The sequence below is a fragment of the Pseudomonas aphyarum genome (assembly GCF_028657055.1).
Classification (GTDB): domain Bacteria; phylum Pseudomonadota; class Gammaproteobacteria; order Pseudomonadales; family Pseudomonadaceae; genus Aquipseudomonas; species Aquipseudomonas aphyarum.
Genome location: NZ_JAMDGS010000002.1, coordinates 36,309 through 61,547, shown reverse-complemented (window position 1 = coordinate 61,547; position 25,239 = coordinate 36,309). Strand labels below are relative to the sequence as shown.

Here is a 25,239-nt window from a genome sequence, read left to right as displayed (position 1 = left end):
AACCTTGCGGATGCGCGCGGCGACTACTCGACCTGCAACAGAACCTGACGATTTTTTACCTGATCGCCGACCTTGACCTGCACCCGCTTGAGCACGCCGTCGATGCCGGCCTTGAGCGGGTGCTCCATTTTCATCGCTTCCAATACCACCAGCAGTTGGCCCTTGCTGACCGGGCTGCCTTCGCTGACGAGCACATCGATGATGGCGCCATCCATCGGGGCTTTCAACGTGCCGGAACTGACGCTGGTCTGACTGTCGATCACCGCATGAGTTCGATCCACCAGATGCAGGCTGCCGGGGTGGGTGAACAGCCAGAGCTGGTCGTCGCGCAGGCGACAGGCATGGCGCTGGCGCAGGCCATCGATTTCCAGCGTCATGGCCCCGACGGTGTGTTCGATGAGTTTGAGTTCGATGACGCGCTCCGCGACCTGCACTGCGAACGTGTTGTCCGGACTGGCGCGCAGTTGCACGTTCCAGTCGCGGGCGTCGAGGCCGATGCGATAAAGCAGCGGCGCACCGGCGGTGTTGCGCCATCCGGACAGCGGGGCGCGGTGTTGCTGCGCGGCGGATTGGTAAAACAGCACCGCCGCGATGGCCAGCTCTTCGGCACTGGGCGAATAGGCGCGAAGGCAGTCATGATCGGCGAAGTGTTGAGGGATGAAGCCAGTGCCGAATTCCCCGCTGATGAACTGCGGATGCTGCAACAGGCTGGCGAGCAACCGCTGATTGCTCTGCACGCCCAGCAACACGCTGTCCTGAACCGCACACAGCAGTTTGCGCTGGGCCTCTTCTCGGGTTGCGCCGTGGGCGATCAGTTTGCCGAGCATCGGGTCGTAGAACGGTGAGACCGATTGGCCTTCGATCAGGCCGTGATCGATCCGTGCACCGCGATCCAGTGCCGGCATCCAGGCTTCGACACGCCCGGTCTGCGGAAGAAAACCCTGGGCCGGATCTTCGGCGTAGAGGCGTACTTCCATCGCGTGGCCATCGAGTTTCACCTGCGCCTGGGTCAGCGGTAGCGGCTGGCCTTCGGCGACCGACAGTTGCCAAGCCACCAGATCCAGCCCGGTGATCAATTCAGTCACCGGGTGCTCGACCTGCAACCGGGTGTTCATCTCCAGAAAGTAAAACCTGCCATCGGCATCAAGCAAAAACTCCACGGTGCCGGCGCCGACATAGTTCACCGCACGCCCGGCCTTGAGCGCCGCTTCGCCCATCGCCTGGCGCAGCTCTTCGGTCATCACCGGGCACGGCGCCTCTTCGATGACTTTCTGATGGCGGCGCTGAATCGAACAATCGCGCTCGCCGAGGTAGATCAGGTTGCCGTGGTGATCGCCGAACAGCTGCACTTCGACATGACGCGGTTCGGTCAGCGCCTGTTCGAGGATCAGTTCATCGCTGCCGAAACCGTTCAAGGCTTCGGAGCGCGCCGTGCGCAATTGCGCCGGCAGTTCCTCGGCGCTGTGCACCAGTCGCATGCCACGCCCGCCCCCACCGGCGCTGGCCTTGATCATCAGCGGGTAACCGATGCGCTCGGCTTCACGGGTCAGGGTCGCGTCGTCCTGCTCGGCGCCTTGATAACCGGCGATGCACGGGACGCCGGCGGCGAGCATGGCGATTTTCGATTGGCGTTTGCTGCCCATCAGTTCGATGGCTTCGACGCTGGGGCCGATGAAGGTCAGGCCGGCCTGTTCGCAGGCGCGGGCGAATTCGGCATTTTCCGAGAGAAAACCGTAGCCCGGATGGATCGCGTCGGCACCGCTGCGCCGGGCGGCGTCGAGGATCGCCGGGATGTTCAGGTAGGACTGCTGCACCGGCGCCGGGCCGATGTTCACCGCTTGATCGGCCATCTGCACGTGCAGTGCATCGGCGTCGGCGTCGCTGAAGATGGCGACCGTGCGATAGCCGAGGGCCTGGGCGGTACGCTGGATGCGGCAGGCGATTTCACCGCGGTTGGCGATCAGGATTTTGTGGAGGGCGGGCATGGTGGTTTTCCTGAATGTTGGCGGTGAATTGAAGGGCCTCATCGCGGGCAAGCCCGCTCCCACAGGGTCAGGCGCTCCATCCGGGTTTGCGCTTTTGCACAAACGCCATCGTGCCTTCGATCCCTTCGGCACCGGTCATCGCTGCGCTGAACCACTGCGCGGCTTCATCCAGCAATTCACTCGACGGCTGGCCGGCGCTGGCCAGCAGCAGCTTTTTCGTCATGGCATTCGCTTCCGGGGCGCAACACAAGACATGATCGAGCACTTCATCCAGCCGCTCGGCGAGCGCCTGCGGATCCTGCTCGACAAAATGCACCAGCCCCAGGCGCCGCGCCTGATGGCCGTCGAAGCGGGCGGCGGTCAGGGCCAGGCGTCGGGTTTCAGTGAGGCCGATGCGCTGCACCACAAACGGCGCGATCTGCGCTGGCAGCAGGCCGAGGCTGGTTTCCGGCAGACCGAATTGCGCCTGATGATCGGCGATGGCGATATCGCTGATACACGTCAGGCCGAAGCCGCCCCCGAGCACAGCGCCTTGCAACACCGTGATCAGCACTTGCGGTGCGTGCTGCGCTTCTTCCAGCAATGATCCGAAGGCACGGTTCAGATCGCGATAGGCATCGCTGCCCTGGACGCGAGCGTTGGCCATGTCCTTGATGTCGCCGCCGGCACAGAAATGCCCGCCGGCACCGCTGAGCACCAGCGCGCGGACGCTGCGGTCATCGCGCACCTCTGCCAGCACGGCGCGCAACTCGGCGACCATTTGCAGGCTCATGGCGTTGCGGCTTTCCGGGCGATTGAGGGTGATGTGCAACACGCCGTTGTGCCGTTCCAGCAGCAGCGTCTGGCAATCGGGCAGGGCGCTCATTTCTTTTTCCCCGGCAGGATGCCCATCAGTTTGCAGATGATCCCCAGCATGATTTCGTCGGCGCCGCCGCCAATCGATACCAGCCGCACGTCGCGGTAGGCGCGGGCCACCGGGTTGTCCCACATGAAACCCATGCCGCCCCAGTATTGCAGGCAACTGTCGCTGACTTCGCGGCCGAGGCGCCCGGCCTTGAGCTTGGCCATCGAAGCCAGTCGGGTGACGTCCTGGCCTTTCACGTATTGCTCGGTGGCCTGATAGACCAGCGCCCGCAGGCATTCGATTTCGGTCTGCAATTCAGCGAGGCGAAAGTGGATCACCTGATTGTCGATCAGCGCATTGCCGAAGGTCTTGCGCTCCTTGCAGTACTCGATAGTGCTGTCGACGCAGTATTCCAGGCCCTTGATCATGTTGGCCGCGCCGAACAGGCGTTCCTCCTGGAATTGCAGCATCTGCATCATGAACCCGGCGCCTTCGTGGCCGATGCGATTGCGCTGGGGCACGCGCACGTTGTCGAAAAACACCTGTGCGGTTTCCGAGCTGCGCATGCCGAGCTTGTCCAGATGCGAACTGAGGCTGATGCCCGGCGTGTTCATCGGCACCATGATCAGCGATTTGTTGATGTGCGGCTTGTCGTCCGAGGTGTTGGCCAGCAGGCAGATGAAGTCGGCACTCGGCGAGTTGGTGATCCACATCTTGCTGCCGTTGATCACATAGTCGTCGCCGTCCTTGCGCGCGGTGGTCTTGAGCCCGGCGACGTCGGAGCCGGCGCCGACTTCCGAGACACCAATGCAACCGACCTGCTCGCCGGTGATCGCCGGGCGCAGAAACTCTTCGCGCAACTCATCGGAACCGAAACGGGCGAGGGCCGGGGTGCACATGTCGGTCTGCACGCCGATCGACATCGGAATGCCGCCGCAGTGGATGGTGCCGAACTCTTCGGCGGCGACGATCGAATAGCTGTAATCCAGGCCCATGCCGCCGAATTTTTCCGGCTTGGAAATCCCCAGCAGACCGAGGTCGCCGGCCTTGCGGAAAATCTCGTGGATTGGAAAGCGCCCAGCCTTTTCCCACTCATCGACATGCGGGTTGATCTCGTGCTCGACGAACTGGCGGACGGTACGGCGCAGTGCTTCGTGTTCCGGGGTGAAGATCATTTTTATTGTTCTCCTTTAATCCGTGGCGATCAGAACCGGCTGACGCCGAAGCTGTTGGGTTGCAACGCGCGGATGTCGGCTTCGTGGCAGATGTCCAGCAGGTAACCGAGCAGGGTGCGGGTATCGCGCGGGTCGATCAGCCCGTCGTCCCACAGGTTGGCGCTGCCGTAGAGGGCGGTGGACTGACTGTCGAGTTTCTGCGCGGTGACCTGCTCCAGCATGTCGAGCATTTTCGGGTCGGGCACCAGGCCGTCCTTGAGCTGTTTGGCTTCGGTGACGATGCGCAACACCTTGCCGGCCTGGGCGCCGCCCATCACGGCGGTTCGGCTGTTGGGCCAGGCGAAGATGAAGCGCGGATCAAGCCCGCGTCCGCACATCGCGTAGTTGCCCGCGCCGTAGGAGCCGCCGACTACGATCGTCAGTTTCGGCACCCGCGCATTGGCCACGGCCTGGATCAGTTTCGAACCGTGCTTGATCACGCCGTGCTGTTCCGATTCGGTGCCGACCATGAACCCGGTGGTGTTGTGGAAAAACAGCAGCGGTGTCTGGCTCTGGTCGCACAGTTGAATGAACTGCGCCGCTTTGCTCGCGCCGTTGGGCGTGATCGGGCCGTTGTTGCCGATGAAGCCACAGGCGCGCCCCTGAATTTTCAGGTGGCCACAAACGGTCTGCTGATCGAACTCGCCCTTGAACTCCAGGAAGCGCGATTCGTCGGCGATCCGCGCAATGATTTCGCGCACGTCGTAAGGTTTTTTCGGGTCGTCCGGGATCAGGCCGAGCAGTTCGTCGATGGGGTACAGCGGTTCCTTGAATTGCGGCTCGGGCAGCCACGGTATTTGCTCGTTCCAGTTCAGCAGGCTGACGATTTCCCGCACCTGACGCACGCCGTCGGCATCGTTTTCGGCCAGGTATTCGGCGGTGCCGGCGACTTGCGCGTGCATCTCGGCGCCACCCAGTTCTTCGTCGGTGGCGACTTCACCGGTCGCTGCTTTAAGCAACGGCGGGCCGGCGAGAAACAGCTTGGCCTTGCCGCGCACCACCACCACGTAATCCGACAGCCCCGGCTGATACGCGCCGCCAGCGGTGGCTGAGCCGTGCACCACGGTGATCTGCGGCAGACCCATGGCCGACATCCGCGCCTGATTGGCAAAGCTGCGTGCGCCTTCGACGAAAATTTCCGCCGCGTAATTGAGGTTGGCGCCGCCGCTTTCGGCGAGGGTGATCACCGGCAGTTTGTTTTCCTGGGCGATCTGTTGCAGGCGCAGGGATTTTTTCAGACCCGACGGGGAAATCGTCCCGCCCTTGATCGCGCTGTTGTTCGCCACGATCAAGGCGCGCACGCCGGACACATAACCAATGCCGGCGATCAAGCCGCCACCGGCCGAGCTGCCGTCCTTGTCGTCGTGCAGTTTGTAGCCGGCCAGGCTCGCCAGTTCGAGGAATGGCGCGCCGGGGTCGAGCAGCAGATTCAGGCGCTCACGGGGCAGCAATTGCCCGCGTTTGTCGAATTTCGGTTTGGCTTCCGCAGCCTTGTTCAGCAGGTTCTGTTCGAGTTGCTGGACTTGCTCGATGGCGGCGAGCATCGCTGCGCGATTGCGGGTGAAAGCTTCGCTGTGCGGGTCGAGCTGGGATTGTATGACCGGCATGGCTTACTCCTTGTCCTTCAAGACATCGGGCATGTAAGCCCGGTGAAACCCGTTGAAGGATTCGCTGTGGGTCGCCTTGTGCAATGGCCAGGCGCGACTGCCCAGACTGGCTGCGCCGTCGATGCGCAAGGTGCTGCCGCTGACGAACGCGGCTGCCGGGCTGAGCAGAAACACGATCGCTGCGCTGACTTCCGATTCGGTGCCGATGCGCTTGAGCGGCACGTGTTCGCGCAAGGTCGGGATCACGGCCTTGAACGCGCCTTCGTAAGTGTCCATGCCGCTGGAAGCGATCCAGCCCGGCGCCACCGCATTCACTCGAACGCCGGCATAACCCCATTCGAACGCCGCCGTTTTGGTGAAGTTGTCCATGCCCGAACGCGCGGCGCCGGAGTGGCCCATGCCGGGCATGCCGCCCCACATGTCGGCGAGCATGTTGACGATGTTGCCGCCGTGTTTGCTCATCGACTGATTGAACACTTCCCGGGCCATCAGGAAACCGCCGACCAGATTGGTGCGCAGCACGGTTTCGAAACCTTTCTGATTGATCGAGGCCAGGGGCGACGGGTACTGGCCGCCGGCATTGTTGACCAGCCCGTGGATCGGTCCATGTTCGCGGATCAGTTCGCTGACCAGCGCCTTCACCGCTTCTTCGTCACGGATATCGCAGGCCTTCCAGTGCGCCCGACCGCCGTCCTCAGCGATTTCGGCGGCGACGGTTTGCAGCTTTTCCGGCTTGCGCCCGACCAGCACCACGGTGGCCCCGAGCGCCGCCAGTTCATGGGCGGTGCAACGCCCGATGCCACTGCCGCCGCCGGTGACGATGACGGTCTGGCCGCTGAACAGATCAGCCCTGAAAATCGATTCGAACGCCATGGTGCCAATCCTCTAGTCGAACTGTTCGGCGATGCTCTGCGGCACCGGGATCTGGATTTCCAGTAGTTGTTGGGCGAAGGCTTTGCCTTGCGGGTCGATGCGCAGGCTCGCCACGCCGCCGCCACCGAGGGCGTTTTCCAGCAGGAAGTTGATGCTGTGGGTGCCCGGCAAATACCAGCGTTCAACCCGGCCGTGAATCGGATCGAGGACATGGCTCATCCAGTCCACGACCACCGCCGGGGTCAGTGCTTCGGCGATCCACGGCAGGTATTCCGGACGACGCGGCATGACGCCAATGTTGCTGTGATTGCCCTTGTCGCCGGAGCGCGCCACGGCCAGTTTCACCAGCGGCACACTCGCGTCGGCGCGGCCCTGGGGTTTGGGTGTTTCGTGGGGCAGGGGCAGGTCCTGACTGTCGAGTATGGCGGGAGCGGGCAGGGCGAACGGATGAGATTCGCCGGCGATGTCGATCTGCAAGTTGCAGGCGCTTTTGTCGATCAGGAACGAGAACAGCCGGATCAGCGGATACACCGTCGGCCGCCCGCCGACGATACCGGTCAGTCCCGGCGCCATGCCGGTCGCGGCCTGGGCGATCTCGCGGGAGAACAGGATCAGCGCCTGTTTGTTCGGGTGGCGCACGGCGAGTTTGATCACCACTTCACGGCTGTCCCGGCGCTGGCCGTGAGGGCCGTAGGTGGCTTCGCTGCCGAGCAGTTCGACGTGGGTTTCGGTGTAGGGGCCGAGGCCTTTGTGGTCGAGCATTTCCGAGGTTTTGTCGAGGATCGCCTGACTGACGCGCCGGGCTTTTTCCACGGCATCGATGCCGGCGATCAGGCAGCTGGCGGTACAACGGAAGCCGTCCGGATACGTTGCGCTGACCTTGTATTGGTCACTGGGCGGCAGGCCTTTGGCACCGTGGACCCGGACGGCGTTTTTGCCTTGTTGCTGGAGTTTGACCTGGCTGAAATCACAGACCACATCGGGCAACAGATAGGCCTGAGGGTCACCGATTTCGTAGAGCATCTGCTCGCCGACCGTCAGTGGCGTGACCAGCCCGCCGGAACCTTCGGGCTTGCTGACGATGAACTGGCCGTCGGCGCTGACTTCGACGATCGGGAAACCGATGTGTTCGTAATCCGGCACGTCGCGCCAGTCGGTGAAGTTGCCACCGGTGCACTGCGCGCCGCATTCGATGATGTGCCCGGCCAGGGCGGCTTGCGCGAGTTTGTCGTAGTCGTGCCACGACCAGCCGAATTCGTGCACCAGTGCGGCACTGACCACTGCGCTGTCGACCACCCGGCCGGTGATCACGATGTCGGCGCCCAGACGCAGCGCTTCGACAATGCCCGGCGCACCGAGGTAGGCGTTGGTCGACACGCACATCGGCGGCAGCGGGGCGCCGCTGAACATTTCCGTGATGCCTTGGGAGGCGAGTTGTTTGAAGTGGGGTTGCAGGTCATCGCCTGACAGCACGGCGATTTTCAGCGCCACGCCGGCCTTGTCGCAGGCCGCTTGCAGGGCCGCGGCACAGGCTTTTGGATTGACTCCGCCGGCATTGCTGATGACGCGAATGTTCTGTTCGGCCAGTTGCGGCAGTAATGGCGCGAGGACTTCGATGAAGTCTCCAGCGAACCCGGCCTGCGGGTCCTTCATCCGGGCGCCGGCCATGATCGACATGGTGATTTCGGCCAGATAGTCGAAGACCAGATAATCCAGCTGTCCTCCGGCCACAAGCTGCGCGGCGGCGGTCGAGGTGTCTCCCCAGAATGCGCTGGCGCATCCGATGCGAACCGTGGTGGGCATTTTGATCTCCGACTCAGCAACCTGTGACAGAAGTGCATCGAGACTACCAAGCAAGCGCTTGGTTTGTAAACGTCTGGAATTATCTTCTGCCCAAGCGCTTGCTTGGTCACCGCCGGCGGCTTAAATTGCCCGCGCAACCCCGCCGTTTCTGCGGCGTACGGCGCAATTGACTGATCGACTGTAGGAGAGAACGGGTGGACGAGCAAAAAGCCCTGAGGGTCATGCGTGAACTGGTCGATGCCGGCCAGCTGACCGATCCGGACAGCGCTCGCGGCAAACTGCTGCAAGTGGCGGCCCACCTGTTCCGCAACAAAGGCTACGAGCGCACCACGGTGCGCGATCTGGCCGGTGCCGTGGGGATTCAGTCGGGCAGCATCTTTCATCACTTCAAGAGCAAGGATGAAATCCTGCGGGCGGTGATGGAGGAAACCATCCGCTACAACACCGCGTTGATGCGCGCAGCCCTTGCCGATGCTGCCGATGTGCGTGAGCGGGTGCTGGCGCTGATCCGCTGCGAATTGCAGTCGATCATGGGCGGCAGCGGCGAGGCGATGGCGGTGCTGGTGTACGAATGGCGCTCGCTGTCCGAAGACGGCCAGGCCAAGGTGCTGGCGCTGCGCGACATCTACGAAGACCTCTGGCTACAAGTGCTGGGCGAGGCCAAAGAGGCGGGGTTCATCCGTGGCGACGTGTTCATTACCCGACGTTTTCTCACGGGCGCGCTGTCCTGGACCACCACCTGGTTCCGTGCCGGCGGCAGCCTGAGCCTCGATCAACTGGCCGAAGAAGCGCTGATTCTGGTACTCGAAGAGCGCTAGGCGCTTTCTATCGGGCCGGGAAACTGGCTAACTGGGCGAAACCGCCTAGCTTGAATGCAATGATCGGTACTTTTTCGGGGAGTGGGGTGTTTTGAAGTCTTCGCCAATTCGGACGGCCGCCGGGCTGATGCTCGCAGCGCTGGCTGCATTATGGGTATTGCCTGCTCCGGCGGCGCAAGTGGTTCGGGTGGGCGCGGCGCATTTTCCGCCCTACACCATTCGCCCGGAAAACGGCGCCGACACCGGCCTGCTGCCGGAACTGGTCGCGGCTTTGAACAGCGCCCAGAGCGACTATCGTTTCGAGCTGGTGCCCACCTCGATTCCTCGCCGGTTCGGCGATTTCAAGGATGGCCGCACCGACATGGCGATCTTCGAAAATCCGGAGTGGGGCTGGAAAGACATTCCCCACACCACCGTCGACATGGGCCTGGAGGACGCGGAGATTTTCGTAGCGCAGAACAAGCCCGGTCGCCAGCAGAATTACTTCGCCGATCTCAAGGGCAAACGGCTGGCGCTGTACAGCGGCTACCACTACGAATTCGCCAACTTCAATGCCGATCCCAAGTACCTCGCTGAAACCTACAGCGCCACGCTGACCTATTCCCACGACAGCAACCTGCTGATGGTCTTGCGCGGGCGCGCGGACATTGCGTTGGTGACCCGCTCGTACCTGTTCGATTACCTGCTGCGCAACGAAAAGGTACGCGACGAGTTGCTGGTGTCCCAGCGCATCGACCAGATCTACCACCACTACGCGATTCTCAGCCCGAAGGCGCCGATCACCGGCGAAGCCTTCGGCAAGCTGCTGCAAGGCCTGCGCGACAACGGTCAGATGCTGAAGATCTTCGATCCGTACAAGATTGCGGTGGTGCCGGTACCGCATCAATGACCGGCGGTTTTTCGCGTCCGGCCTAAATTTCCCGCCCCGGCTCACGTCCCATCGTTGAACTGTCGACGATTATCGTGAGCCCGACCCATGTCCAATCTGAATGACCTGACTGCCCTGGCCCTGCCTTCGGGCAGCCAACTGGTAGCCGATGCCACCGAAAGCCGTCTGAGCCTTAGCCTGGACGGGCAACCTCTGATTCGCCTGCGTCTTGATCGTGAAGGTCAGGGGCCGATCCAGATCGATGAACGCTATGCACTGCCGCCAGGCCAGGCGCTGTGGGCAGCCTGTTATTGGCTGTTTGCCCGGGATCCGGCGCGTCAGCAATTGATCTGGCAACTGGATCAGGCGCCCACCGAAGCCTTGCTCAGCGGTTTGCTGGTGGGCACTGAAGTGGCGGGTGAGTATCGCTGCGAGCGCACGCTGTTCTGGCAACTGCCACAACCGTGGCTCGGCACCTCACTGACCGGAAGCTATCCGCAGCAGATGGTCATCAGCAACGGTAAGCGTCATCCGCTGCGACCGGTCAAACCGCGCGGTGAGGTTTATCGGCGCTTCGATGCGCGTCTCGGTGCCTGGATTTCCCTGCGAACGGTGGAGATCGAGCAGGATCTGGCGCGTTTCAATCGCTGGCAGAACAGCCCGCGCGTCGCCAGTTTCTGGCAGGAAGAGGGCAGCCTCGAACAGCATCGCGAGTACCTGAGCAAACTCGACACCGATCCGCACACGCTGACCCTGATCGGTTGTTTCGATGATCAGCCGTTTGCCTATTTCGAAGCGTACTGGGCCAAGGAAGATCGCATCGCGCCGTTCTACGATGCCGACAATTACGATCGCGGCATTCACATGCTGGTCGGGGAAGAAGACCATCGCGGCCCGCACAAGGTGGCGAGCTGGCTGTCGGCGCTGGTGCACTACCTGTTCATGGATGATCCGCGCACGCAGCGCGTGGTCGCCGAACCGCGTGCCGACAACGCGAAGATGATCGGCCACATGCACAACCAGTGCTTCCACTGCGAAAAGGAATTTGATTTCCCGCACAAGCGTGCGGCGCTGATGATTCTCGGTCGCGAGCGGTTTTTTGATCGCTGCAGACTGGTGTGATTTCTCGCTAAAACAAAAAAGATCGCAGCCCTTCAACGAAGGCTGCGATCTTTTTTTGCGGTCGGTTTTTATCAGCGACGGTTTGCGGACACTGCATCGGCGCGGCTGCCGGATACCTTGCGGCAGTGCACCAGCGCATCGCGAATCATGAAGTTGACCAGGGTCGGCGAAACGCCGAGTTCCTTGGCGATGTCCTTCTGCGGCACGCCATGCAGACGGTACATCTCGAACGCATAGCGGGTGCGGACCGGCAGCTCGGTCAGCGCGTCGGCGATGTGTTCCAGGGTCGAGAAGTTGATGTGCGAGGTTTCCGGCGAGGCACCCTGAATGACCACGTTCAACCCTTCCTCCTCGGGGCCGGCGTACTTCTGCTCCAGCGCCTGTTTGCGGTAGTGATCGATCGCCAGGTTGCGCACGATCTGGAACAGATAACTCAGCTGGGCCTTGATCGACGACGTGATCGGCGGCGCCGATTGCAGTCGGAAGAACGCATCCTGCACCACATCTTCGGCGCGTGACCGGCAGCCGGTAATGCGGGCTGCAATCTTGACCAGAATCAGTCGATTGTCGACGAATGCCTGAAGTAGCGGTGAATCGCACCTGCTTGTGGATACTTGTTCCGTCATGGAAATCACCTTGCTGCCAATAGGTTAGTGGGACGCCTGGGGGACGGGGCCGTCCTACACATCGAGCGACAAATTATGTTGAATGATAATGATTGTCAATTGAGAAAGAGAACTAATGATCCATAACAGTGCGATCTGAGAACTGCGACACGCCGCCGCATTCGCCCAAGCGCCCAGCCCCGTTGGCGATCCAGCCTGCCGACTAATTATTTCAAGACGTCATCCGTTCTCATTGGTGAATGGATCCGGGTACGCAGCCCCGGACCTACCGCATTCCAATGCCTTGCACGGTCGGCGAAGACCGTGTCCCGCATGCCTTGCACGGGCATGCCGCAGCCAACCCGATTCCACCAGCAAGCCGAATTCAGGCAGGAAACCTCATGACCGACGCGTTCGAACTCCCCAGCACCCTGGTCCAAGCCCTCCAGCGCCGCGCGGCCCTGACGCCGGATCGGCTGGCCTTGCGCTTTCTCGCCGAAACCGAGGAACAGGCTGTGGTGCTCAGTTATCGCGAGCTGGATCAACGTGCGCGAACCATCGCTGCGGCGTTGCAGGCCGAGGCCGGATTCGGTGATCGCGCGGTGCTGCTGTTTCCGAGCGGCCCGGATTACGTGGCGGCGTTCTTTGGTTGCCTGTACGCGGGCGTGATCGCGGTGCCCGCTTATCCGCCGGAATCGGCCAAGCGTCACCATCAGGAACGCCTGCTGTCGATCATCGCCGACGCCGAACCGCGTCTGCTGCTGACCAGCGCCGACCTGCGCGACGCCCTGCAGCAAATCGAAGGCGCGCCGCCGCTGTTGTGCGTCGACACCCTCGACGCTTCGTTGGCCGAACGCTGGGTCGAACCGACCTTGCCGCAAGACCACATCGCCTTCCTGCAATACACCTCCGGCTCCACCGCGCTGCCCAAGGGCGTGCAGGTCAGCCACGGCAACCTGGTGGCCAACGAACTGCTGATCCGCCACGGCTTCGGCATCGACGTAAACCCCGACGACGTGATCGTCAGCTGGCTGCCGCTGTACCACGACATGGGCCTGATCGGCGGTCTGCTGCAACCGATCTTCAGTGATGTGCCGTGCATCCTGATGTCGCCGGCGTACTTCCTCGGCCGGCCATTGCGCTGGCTTGAGGCGATCAGCCAATACGGCGGCACCATCAGCGGTGGCCCTGACTTTGCCTACCGTCTGTGCAGCGAGCGGGTCAGCGAATCGGCGCTGGAACGCCTCGACCTGAGCCGCTGGCGTGTCGCCTATTCCGGTTCCGAACCAATCCGTCTCGACACCCTCGAACGCTTCGCCGAGAAGTTCACCGCATGCGGTTTCAGCGAAAGCAGTTTCATGGCGTCCTACGGTCTGGCTGAAGCGACCCTGTTCGTCGCCGGCACACCGCGTGGCACAGGGATTCCAGCACTGCGCGTGGACGATCTGGCCCTGGCACAGAACCGCGCCGAAGCGGGCGAGGGCAGCCCGATCATGAGCTGCGGCATCAGCCAGCCCGATCATGCGGTGCTGATCGTCGAGCCGAACACCCTCGAAGAACTGGCCGACAACGCCGTCGGTGAAGTCTGGGCCACCGGCCCGAGCATCGCCCTCGGCTACTGGCGCAACCCCGAGGCCAGCGCCAAGACTTTCGTCCAGCACGCCGGCCAGACCTGGCTGCGCACCGGTGACCTGGGTTTCATCCGCGAAGGTGAGCTGTTCATCACCGGCCGCCTGAAAGACATGCTGATCGTGCGCGGTCACAACCTCTATCCGCAGGACCTCGAGAAGACGGTCGAGAACGAAGTGGAGGTGGTACGCAAGGGCCGCGTCGCGGCGTTCGCGGTCAATCAGAATGGCGAAGAAGGCATCGGCATCGCGGCGGAAATCAGCCGCAGCGTGCAGAAAATCCTACCGCCTGAAGCATTGATCAAAGCCATTCGCCAGGCCGTGGCCGAGGCGTATCAGGAAGCGCCGAGCGTGGTGGTGTTGCTCAACCCGGGCGCGTTGCCGAAAACTTCCAGTGGCAAGCTGCAACGTTCGGCCTGCCGCAATCGCCTGGCTGATGGCAGCCTCGACAGCTACGCCGTATTCCCCTCAGCCACTGCTGAAACCGCTCAGGACTCGACCGCGTCCGCCTCCAAACTGGAAGCGTTGATCGGCAAAATCTGGGCCGAGCAACTCAACGTCAAACAGGTCAACGCCGACGACCATTTCTTCCTGCTCGGCGGCAACTCGATTGCCGCCGCACAAGTGATTGCCAAGGTTCGCGAAGAGCTGAGCCTGGAGCTGAACCTGCGTCTGCTGTTCGAAGCCCCAACCCTGTCTGCGTTCGCCGCCGCCGTCGCGCAACAGCAACAGGATGGCGGCAGCGCCCAGGGTGAAATCACCACGTTGTCGCGCAACGAAGCACTGCCGCAATCCCTGGCGCAAAACCGTCTGTGGATCACCTGGCAGCTCGACCCGCAGAGCAGCGCTTACAACATTCCCGGCGCTCTGCGCCTGCGCGGCGAACTGGACGAAGACGCCCTGCGCGCCAGTTTCCAGCAACTGATCGAGCGCCACGAATCCCTGCGTACGCGCTTCTTCGAGCGCGACGGCGTGGCGTTGCAACAGGTCGAAGCAGCGGGCGAGTTCAACCTGCAACTGATCGACATCAGCGACCTGCCAGTCGCCGAACGTGAAGCCCGCGCGCAACAGATCCGCGAAGACGAAGCCCGTACCCAGTTCGATCTGGAGAAAGGCCCGCTGCTGTGGGTGACGCTGGTTCGTCTCGATGATGAAGATCACCAGTTGCTGGTGACCCTGCACCACATCATCGCCGACGGCTGGTCGCTGAACGTTTTGATCGACGAGTTCTCGCGCCTGTACGCCGCCGCTTCCCAAGGCCAGCGCGCCGAACTCGCGCCGCTGCCAACCCAATACGCCGACTACGGCAGCTGGCAGCGCCAATGGCTGGCGCAAGGCGAGGGCGAACGGCAACTGGCGTACTGGAAAGCGCAATTGGGTGACGAGCATCCGACGCTGGAACTGGCGACCGACCATCCGCGTTCTGCCAAGCAAAAGCACAGCGCCGCACGCCACAGCGTTCGCCTGGGAATCAGCCTCAGCGACGCCATTCGCCAGACCGCTCAGACCCATCAATCCACGCCGTTCATGCTATTGCTCTCGGCCTTCCAGAGTTTGCTGCATCGCTACAGCGGCCAGCGCGATATCCGCATCGGTGTTCCGAACGCCAACCGTCCGCGTCTGGAAACTCAAGGCCTGATCGGCTTCTTCATCAACACCCAGGTGCTGCGCGCCGACGTCGATTCGCGTCTGCCATTCACCGGCTTGCTGGCGCAAACCCGTCAAGCGGCACTCGGTGCCCAGGCGAATCAGGACCTGCCATTCGAACAACTGCTCGAAGCCTTCCCGCAGGCCCGCGAACAAGGTCTGTTCCAGGTCATGTTCAACCATCAGCAACGCGACTTGAGCGCGCTCAAACGCCTGCCAGGATTGCTTGCCGAAGAACTGCCGTGGCACAGCCGCGAGGCGAAGTTCGATCTGCAACTGCACAGTGAAGAAGACCGTAACGGTCGCCTGACGCTGTCTTTCGACTACGCCGATGAGCTGTTCGACGCCGTGACCATCGAGCGCCTCGCCGAGCATTTCAGCAATCTGTTGCGTGCTGTCTGCGAACGTCCGGAACAATCCATCGGTGACCTGCCGCTGCTGACCGCCACCGAACACACTCAGCAAAATGCGTGGAGTATCGCCCCGTGCACCCCGGCGCAACAATGGCTGCCGGAACTGCTCAACGAACAAGCGCGGCAAACCCCTGATCGCACCGCGCTGGTGTGGGACGGCGGCAGCCTCGACTTCGCTGAACTGCACGCCCAGGCCAACCGTCTCGCCCATTACCTGCGCGACAAAGGCGTCGGCCCGGACGTGTGCGTAGCCATCGCCGCCGAGCGTTCGCCGCAACTGCTGATCGGCCTGCTGGCGATCATCAAGGCCGGTGGCGCCTACGTGCCGCTGGACCCGGATTACCCGGCCGATCGCCTGGCTTACATGCTCAGCGATAGCGGCGTCGAACTGCTGCTGACCCAGACCGCATTGCTCGACCGCTTGCCGGCCAGCGAAGGCGTCAGCGTGATCGCCATGGACACCCTGCACCTGGAGAACTGGCCGAGCCAGGCACCGGGTCTGCACCTGCACGGCGACAACCTCGCCTACGTGATTTACACCTCCGGCTCCACCGGCCAGCCGAAAGGCGTGGGCAACACGCACGCGGCACTGGCCGAACGTCTGCAATGGATGCAGAACACCTATCGCCTGAACGACACCGACGTGCTGATGCAAAAGGCGCCGATCAGTTTCGACGTGTCGGTGTGGGAGTGCTTCTGGCCACTGATCACCGGCGCGCGCCTGCTGATCGCCGGCCCGGGTGAACACCGCGATCCGCATCGCATCGCGCAGCTGGTTCAGCAATACGGCGTGACCACGCTGCACTTTGTGCCGCCGCTGCTTTCGCTGTTCATCGACGAACCGTTGAGCGCCGAATGCACCAGCCTGCGCCGCGTGTTCTCCGGCGGTGAAGCGCTGCCGGCAGAGCTGCGCAACCGCGTTTTGGCGCAACTGCCGGCGGTGCAGCTGCACAACCGTTACGGCCCGACCGAAACCGCGATCAACGTAACCCACTGGCATTGCAGCGTGGCCGATGGCGAGCGTTCGCCGATTGGTCGTCCGCTGGGCAACGTGGTCTGCCGCGTGCTCGACAGCGATCTCAATCCTGTGCCGGCCGGCGTGCCGGGTGAACTGTGCATCAGCGGCATTGGTCTGGCCCGTGGTTACCTGGGCCGTCCGGCGCTGACCGCCGAGCGTTTCGTGGTCGATCCGCTGGGCGAGCAGGGGGCGCGGCTGTACCGCACTGGTGACCGCGCACGCTGGACGAATGATGGCGTGATCGAATACCTCGGTCGTCTCGATCAGCAGGTCAAACTGCGCGGCTTCCGCGTCGAGCCGGAAGAGATCGAAGCCCGTCTGCTGGCTCAGGACGGCGTCGCTCAGGCCGCCGTCCTGGTGCGCGAAACCGTCGCTGGTCCGCAACTGATCGGCTACTTCACCGCCACTGATGCCAGTGAAGATCAGGACGGGCAAATCGCTCGCCTGAAAGCCGCACTCACCGCCGAGCTGCCGGAATATATGGTCCCAGCGCAATTGATGCGCCTGGACGCAATGCCCCTGAGCCCGAGCGGCAAACTCGACCGCCGCGCCTTGCCCGAGCCGCAATGGCAAGTGCGCGAACACGTCGAACCGGTCACCGAGCTGGAACAACAGATCGCTGCGATCTGGCGTGAAGTGCTGGGCCTGAAACAGATCGGCCTGCGTGACGACTTCTTCGCCCTCGGCGGTCATTCGCTGCTGGCCACCCAAATCATCTCCCGCACCCGTCAGACCTGCGACGTCGAACTGCCGTTGCGCGCCTTGTTCGAACACAGCGAACTGGGTGATTTCGCCGAGCAGATCCGCCAGATCCAGGCCAGCGGCCGCACCAACAAACAGCCACCGATCGACAAGGTTGATCGCAGCAAACCGGTGCCGCTGTCCTATTCCCAGCAGCGCATGTGGTTCCTCTGGCAGATGGAGCCGGACAGCCCGGCGTACAACGTCGGCGGCATGGCGCGTCTGCGTGGCGTGCTGGATGTCGGGCGTTTCGAAGCGGCGCTGCAAGCGTTGATCCTGCGTCATGAAACCCTGCGCACCACGTTCCCGAGCATCGATGGTGTGGCCCGTCAGCAGGTGCATGCTGAGACCGGCGTGCGCATGGACTGGAAGGATTTCTCGAAACTCGCCGCCGATGTGCGCGAGCAGAAAGTCCAGCAACTGGCCGACGACGAAGCGCACCTGCCGTTCGATCTGGAAGCCGGCCCACTGCTGCGCGCCTGTCTGGTCAAGACCGCCGAGCAGGAGCATTACTTCGTCCTGACCCTGCACCACATCGTCACCGAAGGCTGGGCGATGGACATCTTCGCCCGTGAGCTCAGCGCACTGTACGAAGCGTTCGTCGATGACCGCGAATCGCCGCTGGAACCGTTGCCGGTGCAGTACCTCGACTACAGCGTGTGGCAGCGCAACTGGCTGGAGTCCGGCGAGCGTCAGCGTCAGCTCGACTACTGGACCGCACAACTGGGCCGCGAACATCCACTGCTGGAACTGCCGGGCGACCGTCCGCGTCCGCCGGTGCAAAGTCATCAGGGTGAACTGTTCCGTTTCGACCTCAGCGATGATCTCGCCGCTCGGGTTCGGGCCTTCAACGCGCAGAACGGTCTCACCCTGTTCATGACTATGACCGCCGCGCTCGCGACCCTGCTTTACCGCTACAGCGGCCAGACCGATCTGCGCATCGGCGCGCCGGTGGCCAACCGTATTCGCCCGGAAAGTGAAGGCCTGATCGGTGCGTTCCTCAACACTCAGGTGCTGCGTTGCCAGCTCGACGGCCAGATGTCGGTCGGCGAATTGTTCGAGCAGGTGCGCCACACCGTGATCGAAGGTCAGTCCCATCAGGACCTGCCGTTCGATCATCTGGTGGAGGCGCTGCAACCACCGCGCAGTGCCGCGTACAACCCGTTGTTCCAGGTGATGTGCAACGTGCAGCGCTGGGAATTTCAGCAAAGCCGCATGCTCGCCGGCATGACCGTCGAGTACCTGGCCAACGATGCGCGGGCGACCAAGTTCGACCTCAACCTGGAAGTCACCGACCTCGACCATCGCCTCGGTTGCTGCCTGACGTACAGCACTGACTTGTTCGACGAACCGACCATCGCGCGCATGGCTAAACATTGGCGCAACCTGCTGGAAGCGCTGATCGCCGACCCGCAACAGCGTCTCAGCGAACTGCCGTTGCTCGATGCGCCTGAACAACAGCAATTGCTCGACAGCCTTGGCGTCGAGCCGGGTGAGCGTCGTCTGGACCAGTGCATTCATCACCTGTTCGCCGAGCAGGCGCTGGCGCGCAAAGATGCGCCAGCCCTGACCTTCGCCGGGCAGACCCTCAGCTACACCGAACTTGATGCTCGCGCCAACCGTCTGGCCTGGGCCCTGCGTGAGCGCGGTGTCGGCCCGCAAGTGCGGGTCGGCCTGGCGCTGGAGCGTTCGCTGGAAATGGTCGTCGGCCTGCTGGCGATCCTCAAGGCCGGCGGCGCCTATGTGCCGCTGGACCCGGAATACCCGCTCGACCGCCTGCATTACATGATCGAAGACAGCGGCGTCGGCCTGCTGCTCAGCGACCGCGCGATGTTCAAGGCCCTCGGCGAACTGCCGTCGAACGTGGCGCGCTGGTGCCTGGAAGATGACAGTGCCGCGCTGGCCGATTACCCGGCAACCGAGCTGCCGTTTATCAGCCTGCCGCAGCATCAGGCGTATCTGATTTACACCTCGGGTTCCACCGGCAAACCGAAAGGCGTGGTGGTGTCCCACGGTGAAATCGCCATGCACTGCCAGGCGGTGATCGAGCGCTTCGGCATGCGTCCGGACGACTGCGAGCTGCACTTCTATTCGATCAACTTCGACGCCGCCACCGAGCGTCTGCTGGTGCCGCTGCTCAGCGGTGCGCAGGTGGTGCTGCGTGCTCAGGGTCAGTGGGACGCGGAAGAAATCTGCGGCCTGATCCGCGAACATCGGATCAATATTCTCGGTTTTACCCCGAGCTACGGCAGCCAGCTGGCGCAGTTCCTCGCGACGCAAAACGACATCCTGCCGGTGCGGATGATCATCACCGGCGGGGAAGCGCTGACTGGCGAACACCTGCAGCGAATTCGCGCGGCGTTCAAACCGAGCCTGTTCTTCAACGCCTACGGCCCGACCGAAACCGTGGTCATGCCGCTGGCCAGCCTTGCGCCGGAAGTGCTGGAAGAGGGCGCCGGCAGTGTGCCGATCGGCAGCGTGATCGGTGATCGCGTGGCCTACATTCTCGACGCCGATCTGGCGCTGGTGCCGCAAGGCGCGACCGGTGAATTGTTCGTCGGCGGCGCCGGTCTGGCGGTGGGTTATCACGAGCGTGCAGGCATCACTGCCGAACGTTTCGTCGCCGACCCGTTTGCTGCCGATGGCGGGCGTATGTACCGCACCGGCGACCTTGTGCGCCAGCGCGCCGATGGTCTGGTGGAATACCTCGGGCGGATCGACCATCAGGTGAAGATCCGTGGTTTCCGGATCGAACTGGGCGAGATCGAAACCCGCCTGCTCGATCACGACTCGATCCGCGAAGCGGTGGTGCTGGCTCTGGATGCACCGAGCGGCAAGCAACTGGTCGGCTATCTCGTGACCGAGCTCGCTTCGCGAAGCGAAGCCGAGCAAGCCGAACTGCGCGAAGCCCTCAAGGCGCACCTGAAGACGCAATTGCCGGACTACATGGTGCCGACCCATCTGATTCTGCTGGCGAGTATGCCGCTGACCGCCAACGGCAAACTCGACCGCCGTGCCTTGCCGGCACCGGATCCGGAGCTGAACCGTCAGGATTACGTGGCACCGAGCAACGAGCTGGAGCAGACCCTGGCGCAGATCTGGTGCGAAGTGCTCAACGTCGAGCAGGTTGGTCTGAACGACAACTTCTTCGAACTGGGCGGCGACTCGATCCTGTCGATTCAAGTGGTCAGCCGCGCGCGGCAGCAGGGCATTCATTTCAGCCCCCGAGACTTGTTCCAGCACCAGACCGTGCAGACCCTGGCCGCTGTCGCCAGTCGCAGTGAAACCGTGACCGCCGAGCAAGGTCTGGTGACGGGCGAATCGCGTCTGACACCGATCCAGCACTGGTTCTTCGACACCGAGATTCCCGAGCGTCAGCACTGGAACCAGGCATTGTTGCTGGAGCCGACGGTGGCGCTGGAACCGCACCGTCTGGAACAGGCGTTACTCGCGGTGATCGAGCAACATGATGCCCTGCGTCTGCGCTTCAACGAGGTCAACGGCGCATGGCAGGCAACCCATCAACCGGTCACCGATGCCGCCGTGCTGTGGCAGGTTCGCGTGCCGTCGATGGACAAGTGCGCCGCGCTGTTCGCTGATGCCCAGCGCAGTCTCGACCTTGCCCAGGGCCCGCTGCTGCGTGCCGTGCTGGTCGATGGGCCGGAAGGTCAGCAACGGCTGTTCGTCGCGATCCATCACCTGGTGGTCGACGGTGTGTCGTGGCGGGTTCTGCTCGATGATCTGCAAACCGTGTATCGCCAACTCGACGCCGATCAGTCGGTGAAACTGCCGGCAAAAACCAGCGCCTTCAAGGACTGGGCGGCACGCTTGCAGGCCTACGCGGGCAGTGAATCCCTGCGTGAAGAATTGAGCTGGTGGCAAGCGCAATTGGCCGGCCCGAATGCTGATTTGCCGTGCGAGCGTCCTGAGGGCGGTCGCGAGAATCGCCATGCGCAAACCGTCAGCGTGCGTCTGGATGCCGAACGCACCAGGCAACTGCTGCAACAGGCGCCGAGCGCCTATCGCACGCAGGTCAACGACCTGTTGCTGACCGCATTGGCGCGCGTGCTGTGCCGCTGGAGTGGTCAGCCGTCGGCGCTGATTCAACTGGAAGGCCACGGCCGCGAAACCCTGTTCGACGAGATCGATCTGACCCGCACTGTCGGCTGGTTCACCAGCGCCTATCCGCTGCGCCTGACCCCGCACAACATCGAAGAGGCTGCCGGGCAGGGCGCTTCGATCAAGGCGATCAAGGAACAACTGCGCGCCGTTCCGCACAAAGGCCTCGGTTATGGTGTGCTGCGTTATCTCGCCGATGACGCCAGCCGTCAGAGCATGGCGGCATTGCCGAATGCGCCGATCACCTTCAACTATCTCGGCCAGTTCGACCAGAGCTTCGGCAACGATGCGCTGTTCCGTCCGCTGGATGAATCGGTCGGCGCGGCCCACGATCCGCACGCACCGTTGCCGAACGAGTTGAGCGTCGACAGTCAGGTGTACGGTGGGGAATTGCTGCTGCGCTGGACCTTCAGCGCCGAACGGTACGACGCGCAGACCATCAACGAGCTGGCCGATGCCTACGTCGGCGAGTTGCAGAGTCTGATCGAACATTGCCTGCAGGACGAGGCCGGTGGCCTGACGCCGTCGGACTTCCCGCTGGCGAAACTGACCCAGGCGCAACTTGATGCACTGCCGGTGCCGGCGGCGCACATCGAAGACGTGTACCCGCTGACGCCGATGCAGGAAGGCATGCTGCTGCACACTTTGCTGGAGCCGGGCACCGGTCTGTACTACATGCAGGATCGCTACCGCATCAACAGCGAACTCGACCCCGAGCGTTTCGCCCAGGCGTGGCAAGCGGTGGTCGCCCGTCACGAAGCGTTGCGTGCGTCGTTCTGCTGGAACGTTGGCGAAGACATGCTGCAAGTGATTCATACGCCGGGTCGTACGCCGATCGAGTACCTGGACTGGAGCGCTGTCGTCGAGTCCGAGCAGGAGCCGAAACTGCAAGCGCTGCTCAAGGCCGAGCGCGAGGCCGGGTTCGATCTGCTCAATCAGGCACCGTTCCACCTGCGTCTGATCAAGGTCGGCGCGGCGCGTTACTGGTTCATGATGAGCAACCACCACATCCTGATCGATGCCTGGTGCCGCTCGCTGCTGATGAACGATTTCTTCGAGATCTACACCGCTCTGGGCGAAGGTCGCGAAGCGCAATTGGCAGTGCCGCCGCGCTACCGCGACTACATCGGCTGGCTGCAACGCCAGAGCCTGGCCGAAGCGCGTCAGTGGTGGCAGCAGAACCTGCAAGGGTTCGAGCGCACCACGCCGATCCCGAGCGACCGTCCGTTCCTGCGTGAACACGCCGGTGAAAGCGGCGGCATGATCGTCGGTGATCGCTACACGCGACTGAATGTCGAGGACGGCGCCCGTCTGCGCGAACTGGCCCAGGCCCATCAACTGACCATCAACACCTTCGCCCAAGCGGCGTGGGCACTGGTGCTACGCCGCATGAGCGGTGATCGCGACGTGCTATTCGGCGTGACCGTGGCCGGGCGCCCGGTGGAAATGCCGGAGATGCAGCGCACGGTCGGCCTGTTCATCAACAGCATCGCGCTGCGGGTGCAGATCCCGGCGGACGATCAGCGCGCCAGCGTGCGTCAGTGGTTGAGCGGCCTGCTCGACAGCAACATGCAACTGCGCGAGTACGAATACCTGCCGCTGGTGAACATCCAGGAACAGAGCGAACTGCCGAAAGGCCAGCCGCTGTTCGACAGCCTGTTCGTGTTCGAAAACGCCCCGGTGGAAGTCTCGGTACTGGACCGTGCGCAGAGCCTCAACGCGACCTCGGATTCGGGCCGTACGCACACCAACTTCCCGTTGACAGCCGTGTGCTACCCGGGCGACGACCTCGGTCTGCACCTGTCTTACGACCAACGTTACTTCGACGAGTCGACCATCGAGCGCATGCTCGGCGAGTTCAAGCGTCTGTTGCTGGCGCTGGTCGATGGCTTCCATGGCGACATGGCCGACCTGCCGCTGCTTGGCCATGAGGAACAGGACTTCCTGCTCCACGGCTGCAACCAGAGTGAGCACGACTATCCGCTGGAGAAGAGCTACGTCGAGCTGTTCGAAGCCCAGGTCGCACAACATCCGCAACGCATTGCCGCCAGTTGCCTTGATCAGCAGTTGAGCTACGAGCAACTGAACCAGAACGCCAACCGTCTCGGCCATGCACTGGTCGCGGCCGGGGTGCAGATGGATCAACCGGTGGCGCTGCTGGGCGAACGTAATCTGGATCTGCTGGGCATGATCATCGGCAGCTTCAAGGCCGGTGCCGGTTACCTGCCGCTGGATCCAGGCCTGCCGAGCCAGCGACTGCAACGGATCATCGAGCTCAGTCGCACGCCGGTGCTGGTGTGCACCGAGGCTTGCCGTGAACAGGCGACGACCTTGCTGGATGAATTCAGCTGCGCCAACCGTCCACGCCTGCTGGTGTGGGAAGAGGTTCAGGCGGGCGCGGTGTCGTCGGCGAATCCGGGCCTCTTCAGCGGCCCGGATAACCTGGCCTACGTGATCTACACCTCGGGCTCCACCGGGTTGCCGAAGGGCGTGATGGTCGAGCAGCGGGGCATGCTCAACAACCAGTTGAGCAAGGTGCCGTACCTGAACCTGAGCGACGCCGATGTGATCGCCCAGACCGCTTCGCAAAGCTTCGACATTTCGGTCTGGCAGTTCCTCGCCGCGCCGTTGTTCGGGGCGCGGGTGGACATCGTGCCGAACACCATCGCCCACGATCCGCAAGGCTTGCTGGTGCATGTTCAGCAGCAGGGCATCACCGTGCTGGAAAGCGTGCCGTCGCTGATTCAAGGCATGCTTACTTCGGATCGCCTGAGCCTCGACGGGCTGCGCTGGATGTTGCCGACCGGTGAAGCGATGCCGCCGGAACTGGCGCACCAATGGCTGCTGCGTTATCCGGAGATCGGTCTGGTCAACGCGTATGGCCCGGCGGAGTGCTCGGACGACGTGGCGTTCTTCCGCGTCGACCTGGCCTCGACTCGCGGCAGTTACCTGCCGATCGGTACGCCGACCGACAATAACTTGCTGTACCTGCTCGATGGCGCGCTGGATCTGGTGCCGTTGGGTGCGGTGGGTGAGTTGTGTGTGGCGGGCACCGGGGTCGGTCGCGGGTATGTCAGCGATCCGTTGCGCACCGCGCCGGTGTTTGTGCCGAACCCGTTCGGTGCGCCGGGCGAGCGTCTGTATCGCACCGGTGACCTGGCGCGCCGTCGCAGTGACGGCGTGCTGGAGTACGTCGGCCGGGTCGACCATCAGGTGAAGATTCGCGGTTACCGGATCGAGCTGGGTGAAATCGAGGCGCGTCTGCACGAGCAACCGGAAGTCCGTGACGGGGCGGTCGGCGTGCAGGAAGGCGTCAACGGCAAGCATCTGGTTGGTTACCTGGTGGCCGCAGATTCCGCACTGAACCAGAGCGAACGCCTGGAGCGGATCAAGCAGCGCCTGCGCGCCGAACTGCCGGAATACATGGTGCCGCTGCACTGGTTGTGGCTCGACCGGTTGCCGCTCAACGCCAACGGCAAACTCGACCGCAAGGCCTTGCCGGCACTGGAGATCGGCCAGTTGCAAAGCCAGGATTATCTGGCGCCACGCAGTGAGCTGGAGCAGACCCTGGCCGATATCTGGGCTGAGGTGCTGAAGGTCGACAAGGTCGGGGTACGCGACAACTTCTTCGAACTCGGCGGCCACTCGCTGCTCGCCACGCAAATCGCCTCGCGGGTGCAGAAAGCCCTGCAACGGGACGTGCCGCTGAGAGCGATGTTCGAGTGCAGCACGGTGGAGGAACTGGCCGGGTATATCGAAGGACTGGCGGCCAGTGATATCACCGAAGAAAAAGTCGATCGCCTGAATGACCTGATGGCGGAGCTGGAAGGGCTGTAGAACCCGGCCCGCGACAATGGCTACAGAAAACATGTTTTTCTCTGTAGCCGTTGTCGCAGATCGGGCTTTGTAATCCTTTCATATCATTGACTGCCGA

General features: G+C 62.9%; 11 protein-coding genes. 4 read left to right on the top strand and 7 right to left on the bottom strand.

What is annotated here, in order from left to right:
* Positions 1-23: 23 nt before the first annotated feature.
* The 6 genes from M5G18_RS01925 to M5G18_RS01900 form a co-directional block, all read right to left on the bottom strand.
* The gene (locus M5G18_RS01925) at positions 24-1,985 is read right to left on the bottom strand and encodes an acetyl/propionyl/methylcrotonyl-CoA carboxylase subunit alpha (RefSeq protein ID WP_273898429.1); all 1,962 of its coding nucleotides are present in this window, start codon (positions 1,983-1,985) and stop codon (positions 24-26) included.
* Positions 1,986-2,052: 67 nt separating this feature from the next.
* Positions 2,053-2,850: an enoyl-CoA hydratase/isomerase family protein gene (locus M5G18_RS01920; RefSeq protein WP_273898428.1), complete on the bottom strand. Its 798-nt coding sequence runs from the start codon at positions 2,848-2,850 to the stop codon at positions 2,053-2,055.
* Positions 2,847-4,004: a citronellyl-CoA dehydrogenase gene (atuD, locus tag M5G18_RS01915; protein WP_007908685.1), complete on the bottom strand. Its 1,158-nt coding sequence runs from the start codon at positions 4,002-4,004 to the stop codon at positions 2,847-2,849. Before atuD ends, M5G18_RS01920 begins: the two co-directional genes overlap by 4 nt.
* 29 nt (positions 4,005-4,033) lie before the next feature.
* Positions 4,034-5,650, bottom strand: coding sequence for a geranyl-CoA carboxylase subunit beta (gene atuC, locus M5G18_RS01910; protein ID WP_273898427.1), 1,617 nt, complete (start codon positions 5,648-5,650; stop codon positions 4,034-4,036).
* A gap of 3 nt (positions 5,651-5,653) precedes the next feature.
* Positions 5,654-6,523 (bottom strand): SDR family oxidoreductase, encoded by an 870-nt coding sequence (locus M5G18_RS01905; protein WP_273898426.1) that lies wholly within the window; start codon positions 6,521-6,523, stop codon positions 5,654-5,656.
* Between the two features lie 12 nt (positions 6,524-6,535).
* Complete coding sequence (locus M5G18_RS01900) at positions 6,536-8,326, bottom strand: acyclic terpene utilization AtuA family protein (protein WP_273898425.1); 1,791 nt, start codon at positions 8,324-8,326, stop codon at positions 6,536-6,538.
* Positions 8,327-8,520: 194 nt separating this feature from the next.
* Here M5G18_RS01900 and M5G18_RS01895 point away from each other — a divergent pair, with 194 nt between their 5' ends.
* From M5G18_RS01895 to M5G18_RS01885, 3 genes are all read left to right on the top strand, one after another.
* A complete protein-coding gene (locus M5G18_RS01895; protein ID WP_007955773.1) occupies positions 8,521-9,144 on the top strand; it encodes a TetR/AcrR family transcriptional regulator in 624 nt (207 codons plus the stop codon).
* A 91-nt stretch (positions 9,145-9,235) separates the two neighbouring features.
* The gene (locus M5G18_RS01890) at positions 9,236-10,033 is read left to right on the top strand and encodes a substrate-binding periplasmic protein (RefSeq protein WP_273898424.1); all 798 of its coding nucleotides are present in this window, start codon (positions 9,236-9,238) and stop codon (positions 10,031-10,033) included.
* A gap of 87 nt (positions 10,034-10,120) precedes the next feature.
* Positions 10,121-11,134, top strand: a complete 1,014-nt coding sequence (locus M5G18_RS01885; RefSeq protein ID WP_273898423.1) for a GNAT family N-acetyltransferase — start codon at positions 10,121-10,123, stop codon at positions 11,132-11,134.
* Between the two features lie 71 nt (positions 11,135-11,205).
* Here M5G18_RS01885 and M5G18_RS01880 read toward each other — a convergent pair whose 3' ends face one another.
* Positions 11,206-11,760 (bottom strand): RNA polymerase factor sigma-70, encoded by a 555-nt coding sequence (locus tag M5G18_RS01880; protein ID WP_007955779.1) that lies wholly within the window; start codon positions 11,758-11,760, stop codon positions 11,206-11,208.
* A 380-nt stretch (positions 11,761-12,140) separates the two neighbouring features.
* Here M5G18_RS01880 and M5G18_RS01875 point away from each other — a divergent pair, with 380 nt between their 5' ends.
* Complete coding sequence (locus M5G18_RS01875) at positions 12,141-25,142, top strand: non-ribosomal peptide synthetase (RefSeq protein ID WP_273898422.1); 13,002 nt, start codon at positions 12,141-12,143, stop codon at positions 25,140-25,142.
* Positions 25,143-25,239 lie beyond the last annotated feature (97 nt).

What these genes read in the sequence shown, in the direction of transcription:
- M5G18_RS01875 (WP_273898422.1), top strand. Translation starts at nt 12,141, where the DNA reads ATGACCGACGCGTTCGAACTCCCCAGCACCCTGGTCCAAGCCCTCCAG.
- M5G18_RS01885 (WP_273898423.1), top strand. Translation starts at nt 10,121, where the DNA reads ATGTCCAATCTGAATGACCTGACTGCCCTGGCCCTGCCTTCGGGCAGC.
- M5G18_RS01920 (WP_273898428.1), bottom strand. Translation starts at nt 2,850, where the DNA reads ATGAGCGCCCTGCCCGATTGCCAGACGCTGCTGCTGGAACGGCACAAC.
- M5G18_RS01925 (WP_273898429.1), bottom strand. Translation starts at nt 1,985, where the DNA reads ATGCCCGCCCTCCACAAAATCCTGATCGCCAACCGCGGTGAAATCGCC.
- atuD (WP_007908685.1), bottom strand. Translation starts at nt 4,004, where the DNA reads ATGATCTTCACCCCGGAACACGAAGCACTGCGCCGTACCGTCCGCCAG.
- M5G18_RS01905 (WP_273898426.1), bottom strand. Translation starts at nt 6,523, where the DNA reads ATGGCGTTCGAATCGATTTTCAGGGCTGATCTGTTCAGCGGCCAGACC.
- M5G18_RS01880 (WP_007955779.1), bottom strand. Translation starts at nt 11,760, where the DNA reads ATGACGGAACAAGTATCCACAAGCAGGTGCGATTCACCGCTACTTCAG.
- M5G18_RS01900 (WP_273898425.1), bottom strand. Translation starts at nt 8,326, where the DNA reads ATGCCCACCACGGTTCGCATCGGATGCGCCAGCGCATTCTGGGGAGAC.
- atuC (WP_273898427.1), bottom strand. Translation starts at nt 5,650, where the DNA reads ATGCCGGTCATACAATCCCAGCTCGACCCGCACAGCGAAGCTTTCACC.